The 16382-nt window shown below is 72.8% G+C and carries 15 protein-coding genes; 7 read left to right on the top strand and 8 right to left on the bottom strand.

Annotation, left to right across the window (positions count from 1 at the left end; all coding sequences use genetic code 11):
* Nucleotides 1-148 precede the first annotated feature (148 nt).
* Nucleotides 149-658, top strand: a complete 510-nt coding sequence (locus CR162_RS13180; RefSeq protein ID WP_099095990.1) for a pyridoxamine 5'-phosphate oxidase family protein — start codon at nucleotides 149-151, stop codon at nucleotides 656-658.
* Nucleotides 659-1030: 372 nt separating this feature from the next.
* Nucleotides 1031-1741: a RadC family protein gene (radC, locus tag CR162_RS13175; protein WP_245870349.1), complete on the top strand. Its 711-nt coding sequence runs from the start codon at nucleotides 1031-1033 to the stop codon at nucleotides 1739-1741.
* 129 nt (nucleotides 1742-1870) lie between these two features.
* Here radC and CR162_RS13170 read toward each other — a convergent pair whose 3' ends face one another.
* The 6 genes from CR162_RS13170 to CR162_RS13145 form a co-directional block, all read right to left on the bottom strand.
* Nucleotides 1871-3361, bottom strand: coding sequence for a fused MFS/spermidine synthase (locus tag CR162_RS13170; protein WP_099095989.1), 1491 nt, complete (start codon nucleotides 3359-3361; stop codon nucleotides 1871-1873).
* Nucleotides 3358-4242, bottom strand: coding sequence for a 3-hydroxybutyryl-CoA dehydrogenase (locus CR162_RS13165; RefSeq protein ID WP_099095988.1), 885 nt, complete (start codon nucleotides 4240-4242; stop codon nucleotides 3358-3360). Before CR162_RS13165 ends, CR162_RS13170 begins: the two co-directional genes overlap by 4 nt.
* Nucleotides 4243-4246: 4 nt before the next feature.
* The gene (locus CR162_RS13160; RefSeq protein WP_176559838.1) at nucleotides 4247-5173 is read right to left on the bottom strand and encodes an electron transfer flavoprotein subunit alpha/FixB family protein; all 927 of its coding nucleotides are present in this window, start codon (nucleotides 5171-5173) and stop codon (nucleotides 4247-4249) included.
* 2 nt (nucleotides 5174-5175) lie between these two features.
* The gene (locus tag CR162_RS13155; RefSeq protein WP_099095986.1) at nucleotides 5176-5922 is read right to left on the bottom strand and encodes an electron transfer flavoprotein subunit beta/FixA family protein; all 747 of its coding nucleotides are present in this window, start codon (nucleotides 5920-5922) and stop codon (nucleotides 5176-5178) included.
* A gap of 201 nt (nucleotides 5923-6123) precedes the next feature.
* A complete protein-coding gene (locus CR162_RS13150) occupies nucleotides 6124-6318 on the bottom strand; it encodes a twin transmembrane helix small protein (protein WP_099095985.1) in 195 nt (64 codons plus the stop codon).
* Nucleotides 6319-6415: 97 nt separating this feature from the next.
* Entirely contained in the window at nucleotides 6416-7606 is a 1191-nt protein-coding gene (locus CR162_RS13145; RefSeq protein ID WP_176559837.1) for an MFS transporter, read from the bottom strand.
* 102 nt (nucleotides 7607-7708) lie between these two features.
* Here CR162_RS13145 and CR162_RS13140 point away from each other — a divergent pair, with 102 nt between their 5' ends.
* Both CR162_RS13140 and CR162_RS13135 read left to right on the top strand, forming a co-directional pair.
* The gene (locus CR162_RS13140; protein WP_099096057.1) at nucleotides 7709-10093 is read left to right on the top strand and encodes a mechanosensitive ion channel domain-containing protein; all 2385 of its coding nucleotides are present in this window, start codon (nucleotides 7709-7711) and stop codon (nucleotides 10091-10093) included.
* Nucleotides 10094-10303: 210 nt separating this feature from the next.
* Complete coding sequence (locus CR162_RS13135) at nucleotides 10304-10582, top strand: hypothetical protein (protein WP_099095983.1); 279 nt, start codon at nucleotides 10304-10306, stop codon at nucleotides 10580-10582.
* An 87-nt stretch (nucleotides 10583-10669) separates the two neighbouring features.
* Here CR162_RS13135 and CR162_RS13130 read toward each other — a convergent pair whose 3' ends face one another.
* Nucleotides 10670-11368, bottom strand: a complete 699-nt coding sequence (locus CR162_RS13130; protein WP_245870343.1) for a CBS domain-containing protein — start codon at nucleotides 11366-11368, stop codon at nucleotides 10670-10672.
* A 151-nt stretch (nucleotides 11369-11519) separates the two neighbouring features.
* On the opposite strand from CR162_RS13130, the gene CR162_RS13125 reads away from it, so the two are divergent.
* The 3 genes from CR162_RS13125 to CR162_RS13115 all read left to right on the top strand — a co-directional run bounded on the left by CR162_RS13125 (nucleotide 11520) and on the right by CR162_RS13115 (nucleotide 15337).
* Nucleotides 11520-12500, top strand: a complete 981-nt coding sequence (locus tag CR162_RS13125; protein ID WP_099095982.1) for a TAXI family TRAP transporter solute-binding subunit — start codon at nucleotides 11520-11522, stop codon at nucleotides 12498-12500.
* Between the two features lie 38 nt (nucleotides 12501-12538).
* Nucleotides 12539-14548 (top strand): TRAP transporter permease, encoded by a 2010-nt coding sequence (locus CR162_RS13120; protein ID WP_099095981.1) that lies wholly within the window; start codon nucleotides 12539-12541, stop codon nucleotides 14546-14548.
* A 168-nt stretch (nucleotides 14549-14716) separates the two neighbouring features.
* Complete coding sequence (locus tag CR162_RS13115) at nucleotides 14717-15337, top strand: YjbF family lipoprotein (RefSeq protein WP_099095980.1); 621 nt, start codon at nucleotides 14717-14719, stop codon at nucleotides 15335-15337.
* On the opposite strand, the gene CR162_RS13110 is transcribed toward CR162_RS13115, so the two are convergent.
* Entirely contained in the window at nucleotides 15318-16376 is a 1059-nt protein-coding gene (locus tag CR162_RS13110) for a glycosyltransferase family 4 protein (protein WP_099095979.1), read from the bottom strand. The two genes, CR162_RS13115 and CR162_RS13110, sit on opposite strands and share 20 nt — an antisense overlap.
* Nucleotides 16377-16382: the final 6 nt, after the last annotated feature.

Raw genomic sequence — 16382 nt, 5'->3', positions numbered from 1 at the left:
GCCGCCCCATGGAAGCTGCCCCATGGAAGCTGCCCCATGGAAGCCGCCCCATGGAAGCCGCCCCATGGAAGCCGCCCTGAGCCTCCACCGGGCAACCCTCCCTCCCGGCCGGGGTTGAAGCCGGAGAATCACGACCGGAGGACGCCCCATGCAGACGGACCGCGACGAGGTCGGGATGCGCGCCAAGGTGCGCGACATGATCGGCGACATCGGCACCGCCATCTTCACCACCATCGACCAGCAGGGCCGCCTGCGCGGCCGCCCCATGCGCACCCAGAAGCCCGACCCGGACGGCCGCACCCTGTGGTTCTTCACCCGCGCCGACAGCCCCAAGATCGCCGAGCTGGAAAAAGATTCGCGCGTGCTGCTGGGCTATGCCGACACGCGCAACCAGGACTACGTCTCCCTTTTCGGCCGCGGCCGGGTGGTGCGGGACGCGGCGAAGAAGCGCGCCCTCTGGACCGAGGGCCTGCGGAGCTGGCTGCCCGAGGGGCCGGACAGCGACGAGGTGGCGCTGATCGGCGTCGAGATCGAGGGCGCGGAATACTGGGACGGCATCTCCTCCAGCCTGCGATTCGCCTTCGGCTACGCCCAGGCCATGATCAGCGGCAAGCCGGACAGCAGCGGCGAGAACGCCAAGGTCAGCTTTTCCGGCTGACCGCCCTGTCCGGGCAGGCAAACCGGAGAGGAACAAACCAAAAGGTTGAAAATCTTCTCCTCTCCGGGAAAGATGCCTCCGCCGCCAGCGCGCGGCTTTGGAGAGGCAGCGATGACGGCATGGCTTCCCCGGCTCCTGCGCCAGACCGGCCGGGAGCGGGACGAAACCCCTCCCGCCCCTTCCGCCGGCTTCGCCGAGGCGCCGGTGCGGATGGAGGAGGCGGGGCTTGGCGACCTGGGCAGCGCGCTGGAGCCGCGTGACCTCGGCTATGCGCTGCGCCCGCCCCGCCCCGAGGCCCTCCGCCCCGAGGCCCTGGCCCGCCCCGGCGCCCCGCCCCGTCCTGACGCCCCGCCCCGCCCTGATGCCCCGCCCTTGCCCGACGGTTCCGCCCCTCCCGCCACGCCCTTCCAGGGCACCGGCCCGCAGGGCCATCGCGGCCGGATGCGCGACAAGCTGCTGGAGCGCGGCCCGGACGCGCTGGCCGACTACGAGCTGCTGGAGATGCTGCTCTTCTTCGCCTTCAAGCAGGGCGACACCAAGCCGCTGGCCAAGGCGCTGATCAACCAGTTCGGCAGCTTCGCGGCGGTGCTGGCGGCGCCGCAGAAGGTGCTGATGGAGACGCGCGGCCTCGGGCCGCACAGCGTGGCGGCGCTCAAGCTGGTGCAGGCGGCGGCGCTGCGGCTGGCCAAGGCGGAGGTGATGGAAACCCCCGTCCTGAACAACTGGGACCGGCTGATCACCTATCTCAACGCCGCCATCAGCCGCGAGAAGGTCGAGCAGTTCCGCATCCTGTTCCTGGACAGCAAGAACCGCCTGATCGCCGACGAGCCGCAGGCCAGGGGCACGGTGAACCACACCCCCGTCTATCCGCGCGAGGTGATGAAGCGCGCCCTGGAGCTGCACGCCACGGCGCTGATCCTGGTCCACAACCACCCGAGCGGCGACCCGACGCCGAGCCGCGCCGACATCGAGATGACGGCCGAGATCAAGCAGGCGGGGCAGTTCTTCGCCGTGGTGGTGCATGACCACCTGATCGTCGGCAATGGCCGCTATCTGAGCTTCCGGCGGGAAGGGCTGCTGTAGGGGCGGCGCCCCGAGCGAAGGGCTCCTGGAGCAGGTCCCGATCAGATACAGGCATCCGATCGGGTGAGGATGCTCGCAAAAACAGAAGGCTGGAGCAGTGGACGTGAGCCAAGGCGAACGGAAACGGCTCTAGCGTCCCAGCGCCAGGGCGCGCGCGGCGCGGATCTCCATGTCGGAGCGCTCGTCGGTGAGCGGCCCGTGGCCGGCGGCGAGGCGGGCGCCATCCTCCAGCGTGGGGGCGAGCCGCCGCGCGGCGGAGCGGGCGCCCTCCGGCGCGGCGCGCAGCCGGGCCTCGGCGGCGGCCACGTCCATGGGCTCGTTCCAGGCCAGCAGCAGGGTGTTGCCGCTGGCCGAGCGCGCCGCCAGCACGGCGGGAAAGGCCTCGCGCAGGCTGGCCGCCAGGGGGCCGGCGATGCTGTCCGGGTCGCCCGCGCCGAACACGTTCATCGCCACCACCCCGCCCGGCGCCAGCCGCGAGGCCAGGGCGCGGAAGAACTCCACCGTGGCCACATGCGCCGGTATCTGCCCGGTGGCGTAGAGGTCCACCACGATCACGGCGTGCCGGCCGCCATCCTTCGCCACGAAGCGCCGCGCGTCGTCATGCGCCACGGGGATGTCGAGGGCGAAATGCGCACGGGCCAGCGCCGTCACGCCCGGGTCGATCTCGACGCCGAAGGGGCGCAGGGCGGGCCAGGCCCTCTGCGTGGCGGTGATGGCCGCGCCGCCCGCCACGCCCAGGAACAGCGCGCTGCCGCCCTCCACAAGCCCGGGGCGGGCCAGCGCCGGCACCGCCGCCAGCAGCTCCCAGTAGGAGCCGGTCTCCCCCCCGTCATGCCGCAGCACGGATTGCGCCACGCGGGTGGTGTTCAGCATCAGCATGGTGGCGTGGCGGTCCCGCCAGACCATCACCGTGTTGTAGGGCGTCTCCACATAGGCGGCGAAGGGGCGCATGCGCTCCCGCTCGGCCCACGCCCCCGGCAGCAGCGGGGCCAGCGCCAGCAGGGCGTGCAGCGGGCGCAGCCCGGTGGCCAGCGCCGCGGCGGCGGCCACCAGCGCGGCCAGCGCGTAGCCGCCGGTCAGGCCCAGATAGGGGATGGCGACAAAGGCCGCGAAGAAGGTGCCGCCGATGCTGCCCGCCGCCTGGCAGGCCGAGACCAACCCCGAGGCGCGGCTGGCCCCCGAGAGCGGCGCCAGCCGCGCCACGCAGAGCGGCGAGGCGGCGGCGAGCAGGAAGGCGGGTGGCCCGATCAGCAGCATGGAGGCGCCGACCGCCCCGGCCAGCGGCCCCAGCGCGGCCTCGGCCGTGGTGGCGATGGCGCGCCCGATCCAGGGGGTGAGGGATGCGAGGAGGGCGGCCGCGCCCAGCAGCAGCGGCAGCGCCCGCGCGCCGCCGGGCCGCGCGCCGAGCCGGCCGCCCAGCGCGTAGCCCGCGGCCATGAAGGTCAGGGCGGTGCCGATGATGGCGCCCCACTGGTGGATGGTCTGGCCGAAGGCCGGCGCCATCAGCCGGCCGTCGAGCATCTCCAGCGCCATCACGCTCCAGCCCGCGGCGAAGGCCGCGAAGCCGGTGGCGAGCCGCTCCCGCCGCGCGCCAGGGGCTGGCGCGGCGGCGGCGCTCACCGCGTGGGCTTCGGCGGGGTCTGGCTGTAGTCGTAGAAGCCGCGGCCCGACTTGCGGCCGAGCCAGCCGGCCTCGACATACTTCACCAGCAGCGGCGAGGGCCGGTACTTGCCGTCGCCCATGCCCTCATGCAGCACGCGCATGATGGCGAGGCAGGTGTCGAGCCCGATGAAGTCGGCCAGCTCCAGCGGGCCCATCGGGTGGTTGGCGCCGAGCTTCATCGCCGCGTCGATGGAGCGGACATCGCCCACCCCCTCATGCAGGGCGGTGGCCGCCTCGTTCAGCATCGGCACCAGGATGCGGTTGACCAGGAAGCCGGGGAAGTCCTCCGACACCGCCGTGGTCTTGCCGAGCCTGCCCGCCAGCGCCGAGACCGCCTCGAAGGTCTCGTCGGAGGTGGCGAAGCCGCGGATCACCTCCACCAGCTTCATCACCGGCACCGGGTTGAAGAAGTGCATGCCGATGAAGCGCTCCGGCCGGTCGGTCGCCGCCGCCAGCCGGGTGATGGGGATGGAGGAGGTGTTGGAGGCGAGGATCGCCCCCGGCCTCAGCAGCGGGCAGACGGCGCGGAAGATGGAGAGCTTCACCTCCTCCCGCTCCGTCGCCGCCTCGATCACGATGTCGCTTTCGCCGAGCAGCGCCATCTCGGTGCCGGTGGACACGCGCGCCAGGGCGGCGTCGCGCTCCCCGGCGGAGAGCGCGCCCTTCTGGACCTGCCGGTCCATGTTTTTGCGGATCGTGGCCAGGGCCTTGTCCAGCGCCTCGGCCTTCACGTCCACCAGCGCGACGGAGAGCCCCGCCAGCGCCGCCACATGGGCGATGCCATTGCCCATCTGCCCGGCGCCGATGACGCCGACCGAGCGGATCTCCGTCGCGGCCATGGAGTCAGCCCAGCTCCTGCTCGAGCTCGGGCAGCAGCTTGAACAGGTCGCCCACCAGGCCATAGTCGGCCACCTGGAAGATCGGCGCCTCCTCGTCCTTGTTGATGGCGACGATGACCTTGCTGTCCTTCATGCCGGCCAGGTGCTGGATGGCGCCCGAGATGCCCACCGCGATGTACAGCTCCGGCGCGACGATCTTGCCGGTCTGGCCCACCTGGTAGTCGTTCGGCGCGTAGCCGGCATCGACCGCGGCGCGGGAAGCGCCGATGGCGGCGCCCAGTTTGTCGGCGATGCCTTCCAGCAGGTGGAAGTTCTCGGCCGAGCCCATGGCGCGGCCGCCGGAGATGACGACGCGGGCCGCGGTCAGCTCCGGCCGCTCGCTCTGCGCGATCTCGGCGCCGACAAAGGAGGAGACGCCCGGGTCCTCGGCGGCGGGAGCGGCCTCGACGGCGGCGGCGCCGCCCTCGGCCGGCGCCGGGTCGAAGGAGGCGGCGCGGACGGTCAGCACCTTCTTCGCATCGGCCGTCTTCACCGTGGCCAGCGCGTTGCCGGCATAGATGAAGCGGCGGAAGGTGTCCGGCCCCTCCACGGCGGCGATGTCGGTGATGATCTGCACATCGAGCAGCGCGGCGACGCGCGGCATGATGTTCTTGCCCATGGCGCTGCCGGGGGCCAGCAGGTGGCTGTAGCCCGGGGCGAGCGCCACCAGCAGGGCGGCGGCGGGCTCGGCCAGGCCGTGCTCATAGGCCGGGCCGTCGGCCTGGATCACCTTGGTGACGCCGGCCAGCCTGGCCGCGGCCTGCGCCGCCTCCGAGCCGCCGAGGACGAGCACATGCACGTCGGCGTCGATCCGGGCGGCGGCGGCCACGGCGCTGCGGGTGGGCTGGCTGACGGTCGTGCCGCTGCGGTCGGCGAGAACGAGGACGGCCATGATCAGATCACCTTCGCTTCGGTCTTCAGCTTGGACACCAGTTCGGCCACGGAGGCCACCTTGACGCCGGCCTGGCGCTTCGGCGGCTCCTCCACCTTCACCACCGTCAGGCGCGGGGTCAGGTCGACGCCGAGATCGGCGGGCTTCACCGTCTCGAGCGGCTTCTTGCGGGCCTTCATGATGTTGGGGAGGCTGGCATAGCGCGGCTCGTTCAGCCGCAGGTCGGTGGTGACGATGGCGGGCAGCTTCAGCTGCACCGTCTCCAGCCCGCCATCGACCTCGCGCGTCACCTTGGCGCCCTCGGCCGACAGCTCGACCTTGCTGGCATAGGTGCCCTGGCTCCAGCCGAGCAGCGCCGCCAGCATCTGGCCGGTGGCGTTCATGTCGTCGTCGATGGCCTGCTTGCCGAGGATGACGAGCTGCGGCTGCTCGCGCTCCACCAGCGCCTTCAGCACCTTGGCGACGCCCAGCGGCTCGGCGCCGTCGGCCTCGACCAGGATGGCGCGGTCGGCGCCCATGGCCAGCGCCGTGCGGAGCTGCTCCTGCGCCTGGGCCGGGCCGATGGTGACGGCGACGATCTCGGTGACGGTCCCCTTCTCCTTCAGCCGCACCGCCTCCTCGACGGCGATCTCGTCGAAGGGGTTCATCGACATCTTCACGTTCGCGGTCTCGACGCCCGTGCCGTCCGCCTTCACGCGGACCTTCACGTTGTAATCGACCACCCGCTTGACGGGGACGAGGAGCTTCATCGCCGGGCCGTGTCCTGCTTTCTGGGTTTCAACCTGAGTGCCGGGTGGCGCCACGCCACCCGCCCCCCTTCCGGGAGGCATTGTGCAGTTGCGGCAGGAACCCTAGGCGCCAGCGCCGGCCGAGGCAAGGTGACCCCTCCCCTCTCCGGCCCTCTCCGGCGCCCCAAAGGCCGGGCTCCGCTTGCGGGTGCCGCCGCCCGCTCAGCCGCGCATCACGAGCATCAGCGCCACGAACAGCGCCAGCGAGACGCCCTGGAGGATGACCCGCCAGCGCATCAACCGGTTGGAGCGGGCGCCGTTCCCGTCGCCCCGGGCGAGGCCGAACATGCCGGCGAACATCACCCCCAGCGTGGCGAGCATGGCGAGGCCGAGCAGGATGGAAAAGACGGTTTGCATGCCCGGCACATAGCGCCGTTCCGGAAGCGTGCAAGCCGGCGCCCGCCAGAACTCCGCCCGCCATGGCTCCGGCGGGCGGCGGGAAGCGGCGCGCGCCTCAGCGCCCGCCGCGCACCCACAGCGCGCCGGCGAGCGAGCAGGCGGCGCAAAGCAGGAAGCCGCCCAGATAGGAGCCCGTGCCCGCCACCAGCCCGGTGAAGGCCACCGGCATCACCACCTGCACCAGCCCGAACACCACCCCGAGCGCCGCGGTGGCGCCGCCCACCCGGCCGGCGGGGGCGATTCGCGCCACCTCGCCCAGCAGCACGCCGTTCCAGCCGATGCCGGTGGCGCCCAGCACCATGCCCGCCAGCGTCACCGCCACCCCCGGCCATTCGGGGCCGGCCAGGGCCAGCGCCACGCAGCCCAGCACCGCGCCGGCACCGATCATCACCAGAACCGGCACGGGCCCGATGCGGTCGGCCAGCAGGCCCCAGAAGACGCGCCCCGCCACCCCGGCGCCCTGCGCCAGCGCCATGCGCAGCCCCGCCTCGGTGAGCGGGGTGCCCAGCGCCTCCACCTGCCAGGCGACGAAGAAGGCGGCGAAGCAGAACTGCGAGACGCCGAAGCCGGCGGCGGCGCAGGTGAGCGCGCGCAGCCGCCGGTCCTGCCGCAGCAGGCCGAGGCTGCCCACGGCGTCGCGCCAGGCGGCGCGGGGCCCGCCGGCGGCGGCGGGGTCGCGGTCGGCGTCGAGCGCGGCGCGGAGCGGCTGCAGCGCCAGCGCGGCCAGCAGCGCCAGCGCCGCCATGGTCAGCGCGCCGGCCCGCCAGCCGAACGCCACCCCCACCGCCGGCGCCAGCGCCGCCGTCAGCATGGAGCCCGCCGGCACGCCGCACTGCTTGAGGCTGAAGATGAGGCTGCGCTGCCGCGCCGGCGCCCGCCCGGCCAGCAGGTGGCTGCCCGAGGGGGTGACCGGCCCGTGCCCCAGCCCCGCCAGCAGCGCCGAGGCGGCCAGCGCCAGCGGATGGCCCAGCGCCGCCAGCGCGATGCCGCAGCCGATCAGCACCAGCGCCCCCTGGCAGACCCGCACCCCGCCATGCCGGCGCAGCAGCAGCCCGGTGAAGGGGCCGGACACCAGCGCGCCCGCATAGACCAGCCCCGTGTGCAGCCCGACCAGGCTCGGCGGCAGCGCCAGCTCCCGCGCGATCAGCGGCGCCAGCACGGGCAGGGTGAGGAAGGCGCCCATGCCGGCGAGATGCACGCCGATCAGGGCGACCATGACGGTCCAGACGGTGGGAGCGGCAAACATTCGGCCGTCATCCTGGACCGCGCGGCGGGCGGCGTCCATGGGGTGGCGAAAAGCCAAAGCAAGGCTTGACCGGCGGCGGAGCTTCGGCTTCGGGTGGGCGCCATGCGCTCCCTGCACGTCCTGCTGCTGTTGCTGTGCGCCTGGGCCATGCCCGCCCTGGCGCAGAATGCCGCTCCCTCCCCAGCCCCCGCCCCCGCCCCCGCACCGGCCGCCGCCATGCCGGCGGGCGAGGCGGCGCGCCTGCTGAACCTGCTGCGCGACGAGGCGCGGCGGGCCGAGCTGCTGCGCACGCTGGAGGCGCTGGCCGCCGCCGAGCGGCAGGCGGCGGCGGGCCGGGCACAGCCCGCCCCCGCCCCCGCCCCCGCCTCCGCACAGCCGCAGGCCCAGGCCCAGGCACCGGCACTGGCACCGGCACCGGCACAGCCCGCCCCGGCGGTGCCGGCGCAGCCGCAGGACCCGGGCCAGGGGGTGGAGCAGCTCCTCGCCCCCAACACGCTGGGCGGGCAGCTGCTGATCGGCGCCTCGCAGCGGCTGGAATGGCTGTCCAGCCAGATCGTCAGCACGGCGGAGGCGGTCACCGACCTGCCGGGGCTGCTCGGCTGGTTCTCCTCCCTGGCGCGCGACCCGGTGACCCAGGCGCGGGTGGCGGACGCCTCCTGGAAGCTGCTGCTGCTGCTCGGCCTCGGCATCCTGGCGGAATGGCTGGCGCATCGCGGCCTGCACCGCCCGCGCGAGCGGCTGGACGCCATGGCGCCGGAGGCCGGCAGCGCCTGGACCTGGCTGCGCCGGGTGCCGCTGGTGCTGGCCCGGCTGGTGCTGGACCTGCTGCCGATCGCGGCCTTCGCGGTGGTGTCCTACGGGCTGATCGGCGCGGTGCAGCCGCTGCCCACCACCCAGCTCGTGCTGCTCACCGCCAACAACGCCTACATCGTCGCGCGCCTGATCATGGCGCTCAGCCGGATGCTGTTCTCGCCCGCCTCATCCCATCTGCGGCTGCTGCCCTGCTCGGACCTGACGGCCGCCTATGTGACGGTGTGGCTGCGGCGCATCGTGGTGGTGATGATCACCGGCGGCGCCATCGCCGAGGCGGGGCTGCTGTTCGGCCTGCCCTGGGGCGCCTATGACGCCATCCTGCGGCTGGTGCTGCTGATCGCCTCGGTCTTCCTCGGCATCGTCGTGCTGCAGAACCGGGTGGCGGTGGCGCAGGTGCTGCGCGCGCCCGCGCTGAAGCCGGGCGACGTGCCGAACCGCTCCCGCGCCGCGCTGCGCCGCTTCCGCAACTGGCTGGCCGAGGTGTGGCACGTGCTCGCCATCCTCTACCTGCTGGCGCTGTGGGGCGTCTGGGCGCTGGAGATCCGCGACGGCTTCACCCGCCTGCTGCGCGCCAGCCTGCTCACCCTGCTGGTGCTGGCGCTGGCCAAGGGGCTCGACATGCTGCTGCGCCGGGCGCTGGCCGGCAGCTTCCGCATCGCCCCCGACCTCGCCGGCCGCTACCCGGCGCTGGAGATGCGCGCCAACCGCTATGTGCCGCTGCTGAAGGGGGGCATCTCGGGCTTCCTGACGGTGCTGACGCTGCTCACCCTGCTGGAGGTGTGGGGCATCGACTCCTTCGCCTGGTTCGCCCCCGGCGAGCTGGGCAGCCGGGTGGTGCGCTCCGCCCTCTCGGTCGGCTTCACCGCGGTGGTGGCGGTGGTGGTGTGGGAGGCGGTGAACGCCGCCATCCAGCGCCACCTCGACCGCCTCTCGCGCGATGCCGAGGCCGCCCGCAGCGCCCGCGTCCGCACCCTGGTGCCGATGCTGCGCACCACCCTGTTCGTGGTCATCCTGCTGTTCGTGGCCTTCAACCTGCTCACCGAGCTGGGCGTGAACGTGGCGCCGCTGCTGGCCGGCGCCGGCGTCATCGGCCTGGCGCTGGGCTTCGGCTCGCAGAAGCTGGTGCAGGACGTGATCACCGGCATCTTCCTCTTGTTCGAGGACGCCATGGCGGTGGGGGACGTGGTGAACCTCGGCGGCAAGGGCGGCGTGGTGGAGAAGCTCTCCATCCGCTCCATCACGCTGCGCGACCTCGACGGCAGCGTCCACATCATCCCGTTCAGCACCGTCACGGCCGTGACCAACATGACGCGGGACTTCTCCTTCGCCCTGCTCGACGTGCAGGTGGCCTACCGCGAGAACACCGACCGGGTGGTGGAGCTGCTCCAGGCGCTCTGCCAGGAGATGCGTGGCGAGGCGAAGTGGGGCCTCGTCATCCGCGACGAGATGGAGGTGCTGGGCGTGGACCGCCTGTCGCCCGACGGCCCCGTGATCCGGGTGCGGATCAAGACCGAGCCGATCCAGCGCTGGAACGTGATGCGCGAGATGAACCGGCGCATCAAGCAGCGCTTCGAGGAGCTGGGCATCGAGATCCCGGCGCACCGGCAGAAGCTGACCTTCGAGGGGGCGCCGCCGCCGCCCGGCTTCCCGCCCGCGGCAGTGCCGCAGCCCTGAGGGAAGCGGCGTCGCGGAGCGAACGGGCTTGCCTCGCGGAGCGAACGGGCTTGCCTCGCGGCGCGGGGCGGGCCTATCCTGCGGCCATGCGCCGTATCCGGAACATCGGGATCGTCATTAGCGGCCCGGCCGCCTGAGCGCCCTGCGGGGGGCAGCGGCCGGGATCACCCCGCGCGACCATCCCCACCGAATGTTCCGGAAGCCGTCCCGATGTCCGACCTCCCCTGCGCCCTTACGGCCGCCCGCTTCACCGTCCTCTCCGAGGCCTATCCCGGCCTCCTGTCCCGCGTGCTGGAGCCCTTCGCCAAGCGCGACCTGACGCCCGACCGCGTCCGCTCGCAGCGCGAGGGCCAGCTGCTGCGGACCGAGGTGGCGCTCGACGCCATGCCGGTGGAGATGCTGCACCTGGTGGCCGGCAATCTCGGCCAGATCATCGGCGTGCTGCGGGTGGAGGCCATGGAAGGCCGCCACATCCGCCTGGTCGCCTGAAGGCAGGCCCAACTGAGGCGGGCCATCTGGGGCGGGCAGGGAAACGCCGGCGGGCGCTCCCCCCTCCCCACCCCGGGCACGCCCCCCTCAGGCGGTGGCGAAGAGCTGGGCCGGCATGGGCTGGGTGTTGTCCACCACCCCCTTCACGCCGGGCACCTGGGCGGCCAGCACCTTGAGCCCGCGCAGCACGGCGGGGCTGCTACTGAAGCCGTGCAGCTCCACCATCCCGTCCTTCACGTCCACCAGGGTGAAGAAGGTGTCCGCCCAGGGCTCGCGCCGCATCGCGGCCAGCACGGCGCGGCGCAGCCGGTCGTCCGAATACTCGCCCGTCTCCGCCACCGGCTCGACCAGGGCGCGCAGCAGGTCGGCGCGGCTGACGATGCCGAGCAGGCGCTTCTCCCGCGTCACCAGCACCCGGCGGATGTTCCTCTCCTCCATCAGTGCCGCGATCTCCGGCACCGGCCGGTCCGGGGAGACGGTGATGACGTCGCGCGTCATCACGTCGGCCGCGGTGGCGCCGTGGCTGGCGGCGTAGCGGTCGGCCAGCCGGTCCATGTCGGTGAAGAACTGGCGAAGCAGCCCCATCGGCCTGCCCTCGCCCCCCGTCAGGCGGCGGATCAGGTCGGCCTCGGTGACGATGCCCTGCAGCATGCCATCGGCGCCCAGCACCGGAACGGCGGAGATGCCGCGCTCGGCCAGCAGGCGGGCCATGGCCGGCACCGGCGTCTCCGGCGGCACCGTCACCACGTTCTCGGTCATCAGCTCCCTGGCGGTCAGCACAGTCATGGCGGCGGCTCCTTTCCGATGCCGCCACCCTGCGCCCTCCGCCCCGCCCCCGCCTTGATGCGCATCAAGCGCGCGGCCCGGATGGCGCTTCCAACGCGGCGCGCGCGCGGGATAGGGTGCGGGAACAAAATAAAATCCAGGGAGGATTCCGATGCACAGCCTCGCACGCCGCAGCATCCTGGCAGGGCTTGCCGTCTCGGGCGGCCTCGCCGCCCTTGGCGCCCGGGCACAGGGCAGCCAGCAGCTTTCCATCGCCACCGGCACCACGGGCGGCGTGTACTACCCGCTGGGCGGCGGGCTGGCCAACCTGCTCTCGCGCAGCATCCCGGGCCTTTCCGCCACGGTGGAGGTCACCGGCGGCTCGGTGGCCAACCTCCAGCTCCTGGGCGCCGGCCGCGCCGACCTCGTCTTCAGCCAGGTCGACGCAGCGGTGGACGCGGTGCGCGGCAATGACCGCTTCAAGGGCCGCCCCGTGCCGGCCCGCGCCATCGCCGTGCTCTACACCAACCGCATGCAGGTGGTGACCACGGCGGCCAGCGGCATCACCAGCCTGGAAGGGATGAAGGGCAAGCGCATCTCCACCGGCGCCCCCGGCTCCGCCACCGAGGTGATGGCCTTCCGCCTCCTGGAAGCCGCCGGGCTGGACCGCGACAAGGACTTCCGCGCCCGCGAGCGCCTTTCCCCGGCCGAAAGCACCAACGCGGTGAAGGACGGCAAGCTCGACGCCTATTTCTTCGTCTCGGGCGTGCCGACCAGCGCCATCACCGATCTCGGCGCCTCGCCCGGCGTGCAGCTGGTGATGGTGGACCATGACCAGTACGTGCCGAAGATCGTCGAGAAGCACGGCCCGGTCTATTTCCCGGAGGTGATCCCGGCCGGCACCTATCCGGGGCAGCAGACGGACAACCGGCAGATGTCGGTGGCCAACATCCTGGCGGTGCGCGAGGACATGCCGGAGGCGCAGGTGGCGGCGCTGCTCAAGGCCGCCTGGGAAGGGCGGGAGGAGCTGGGCCGGGTGCATGCCGAGGGCCGCAACTTCGGCCTGGCCGCCCAGAAGAGCGCCGCCGCCGGCATTCCCTGGCACAAGGCGGCGGAAGCCTTCTGGACGGCGCAGGGCGCGAAGCTGGCATGAGGCGGCGCAACCGCGGCCCGCGCGGCGGGGGCGGCTGAATGAACGCCCCCCACCACCTGCCCCCCGAGATCGACCCGGCCGCGCTCGACTCCGCCGCCTTCGACCGCGGCACCGCCGCCCGGGTGGAGCGGCTGATCGAGGAGGAGGAGGGCGTGCAGAACCGCTTCGGCGGGCTGCTCGGCCATGCCGCCACGGCCCTCGCGGTGGCGATGAGCCTGTTCCACCTCTGGGCCGCCTGGGACATCGTGCCCACCACCACGCTGCGCTTCGTGCATGTGGGCTTCGCGCTGGCCATCGGCTTCTTCCTGTTCCCCGCCTCCCGCCGCTTCCGCGACCGGCTGATGCCGTGGGACCTGGCGCTGATCGGCGCCGGGATGTTCTGCACCTGGTACCTGATCGCGGGCGGCGACGACCTGCTGGACCGCTACGTCTTCCCCGAGGCCCTGGACCTGGTGGTGGGCTGGCTGCTGGTGGCGCTGGTGCTGGAGGCCACGCGCCGCACCACGGGCTGGATCATGCCGGCCGTGGCCATCGCCTTCATGCTCTACGCCTTCTGGGGCAACCACCTGCCGGCGCCCTGGACGCACCGGGGCTACGACAGCATCCGCCTCATCCCGCACCTGACCATCACGCTGGACGGCATCTTCGGCACGGCGGTGGATGTCTCGGCCACGCTGATCATCCTGTTCACCATCTACGGCGCCATCCTGCAGGGCACGGGGGCGGGCAAGTTCTTCGTCGATTTCAGCTTCGCGCTCACCGGCGGCAAGCCGACCAGCGCGGGGCGCACCGTGGTGCTCTCCTCCTTCCTGCTGGGCGGCCCCTCGGGCTCGGGCGTCGCCACCACCGTCACGCTGGGCACCGTGGCCTGGCCGATGATGAAGCGGGTGGGCTACCGCCCGGACGACGCGGGCGGGCTGCTGGCGGCGGGCGGGCTCGGCGCCATCATCTCGCCCCCCGTGCTGGGGGCCGCGGCCTTCCTGATCGCCGAGTACCTGAAGCTCGGCTATCTCGACGTGCTGCGCATGGCCGCGATCCCGACCGTGCTCTACTACGCCTCCCTGCTGTTCATGGTGGAGCTGGACCAGCGCCGCCTCGGCGCCATCCCGCCGATGGAGGCCATGGCGGTGACGCCGGCCGGGGCGCTCGCGCGGCGCTACGGCTTCCACTTCTCCTCGCTCGTCGCCATCGTGGTGTTCATGGCGCTGGGCTACAGCGCGACCATGGCGGTGCTCTACGCGATGGGCGTGGCGGTGCTGCTCTCCTTCCTGCGGGCGGAAACGGCGATGACGCCGCGCCGGCTGGTCGCGGCGCTGGCCTCGGGCGCCATCCAGGCGGTGGGCATCGCCGCCACCTGCGCCTGCGCCGGCATCATCGTCGGCTGCATCACGCTGACCGGGCTCGGGCTGAAATTCTCCGAGATTGCCATCCAGGCGGCGGGCGGCAGCCTGGTGGTGACGGCGCTCTACACGGCGCTGATCGTCTGGATCGTCGGCCTCGCCGTGCCGGTGACGGCCAGCTACATCATCTCGGCCGTGGTGGCGGCGCCGGCGCTGATGAAGCTCGGCGTGCCGGACTATGCGGCGCACATGTTCGTCTTCTACTACGCCGTGCTGTCCGAGGTCTCGCCGCCCACCGCGCTCTCGCCCTTCGCCGCCGCCGCCATCACCGGCGCGGGGCCCTACCGCACCACGCTGCAGGCCTGGAAATACACGCTGCCGGCCTTCGTGCTGCCCTTCGTCTTTGTCACCGACCCGGAAGGGGTGGGGCTGCTGCTGTCCCTCACGCCGGGGATGACCTGGCTGGACGTGGCATGGCAGGTGCTGCTGGCCGCGCTCGGCCTCGCCGCCCTGGCCGCCGGCTGCCAGGGGCAGGCACGCCGCGCGCTGGCCCTGCCCGAGCGGCTGGGCTTCGTGGCCGCCGGGCTGCTGCTGGTGTTCCCGGCGCTGCTGGAGGGGCTGCTGCCGGCGCCGCACTGGATCGGGCTCGGCCTGGGCGTGGCGCTGCTGCTGCCGCAGCTCCGCGCTCCGCCAGCGGCGGCGCATTGAGGCATCCGGGGGAGGCGCTGCGCTTCCCCTGGAACCTCCTCCGGCTCCTTGCCCGCGCTTTTTCCGCGAACCTTTTCTCCGTGGGCCCTTTCTCCGTCGGCCGTTTCTCTGGCGCCGGGCGGCAGGGGAATCTAGGATCATCACATTATTGTGAGATCAAGGCTTCCCATGCGCCCCCTGCTCCTCCTGCTCCTGGCCCTTCCCGGCTGCGCCATGCCCGGCTTCATGGGCAAGGCGCTGGGGCTCGGCGGCGAATCCCTCCCCCTGGCCGAGCCCGACACGTCCCTGCCGGCGCCGGATGACGGCACGCCCGCGCTGCGCCTGCGCTGGGCCAAGGGCCAGGCGGTGGCGCTGCTGATCGAGCAGCATGGCGAGACGCGGATGTGGCGCAGCGCGGGCGGGCTGGTGGTGGCCACCGATGGCGCGCGCGTCACCGCCACCGCCGGCCTCCGGGAATGGGTCGCCGGCAGCCGGATCGACGGGCCGGACCCGCTGGACGAGCCGCGCAGCCTGCTCGGCCGCACCGCCACGCTGCGCCGGCAGATGGACCTGATGCGGGCGGACCGCGCGCCGCAGGGGATGCGCTTCGGCCTTTTCCTCACCTGCCGCGTCAGCGCCGCGCCACAGGGCCAGGCGCTGCTGGTGAGCGAGCAATGCCGCGGCGGCGGCACCGCCTTCACCAACCGCTACTGGGCGGACCCGGCAACAGGCGGCATCTGGCGCTCCGAGCAATGGGTGGGGGAAGCGGGGCTGCTGCGGCTGGAGGTGGTCACGCCGCCTTCCAGCTGAGGCCGGCGCGGCGCACCCGGGCCGCCACATAGGCCAGCCAGGCGAGCTGCACGGCCAGCGGCGGCAGGATGACCAGCGGCTTCAGGTCCGGCGTCAGCCGCAGGAAGAGCAGCGCCAGCGCACCGTGAAAGGCCGCGAAGCCCCAGTGCAGCGCGGCCACCGCGCGTACGGAAAGGCCGCTGCGCTGCGCCATCTGGTAGAGATGGGTGCGGTGCGGGGCGGAGACGCGCTCGCCCATCCAGGCCCGGCGCAGCAGGGTGAAGCCCGTGTCGAACAGCAGCGCGAAGAGCAGCAGCGGCACCAGCAGGAACGAGACCTGCGCCGCGTCGAGCCCCGCCGCCGCGACACCCAGCACCGCCAGCACGAAGCCCAGGAACTGGCTGCCCACATCGCCCATGAAGATGCGCGCCGGGTGCAGGTTGAAGGGCAGGAAGCCCAGCACCCCGGCGCCCAGGATCAGGCAGGCGGCGTAGATGAACCAGGCGCCCTGCCACACCGCCACCAGCCCGAGCCCCAGGCACACCACCAGCACCGTGCCACCCACCAGCCCGTCCAGCCCGTCCATGAAGTTGACGGCGTTGGTGCAGGCGACGATCCAGAACAGCGTGGCCAGGGTGCCGAGCGGGCCCAGCTCCACCACCCCCAGCCAGGGAATGGCCAGCCGGTCCACCACCAGCCCGGAGGCCACCGCCACCAGCGCCGCCAGCCCCTGCGCCGCCAGCTTCACGATGAAGCGGAAGTCCCGCATGTCGTCGAGCAGCGCCACCACGCCGATCGCCACCGCCGCCAGGATGACGCCGATGAAGCGGTCATCCGCCATGCGGGCGAAGCCGGCCACCCGGTAGAGCACCAGCATCCCCAGCACGAAGGCGCAGACGATGCCGACGCCGCCGCCCTTGGGCGTGGGGCGGCTATGCGCCTTGCGGTGATCCGGGTGGTCCAGGATCGGGCACGCGATCATCAGCCGCACCAGCAGCGCCGAGATTACGGCGAGGCCGGCGCCGAAGGCCAGGTGTTGCAGAAAAGCGTGGAGGGTCATTCAACA

This window comes from Teichococcus rhizosphaerae, from assembly GCF_002631185.1.
Taxonomy (GTDB): Bacteria; Pseudomonadota; Alphaproteobacteria; order Acetobacterales; family Acetobacteraceae; genus Pseudoroseomonas; species Pseudoroseomonas rhizosphaerae.
The sequence above is the reverse complement of the archived record's forward strand: the minus strand, read 5'-3'. Positions and strand labels throughout refer to the sequence as shown.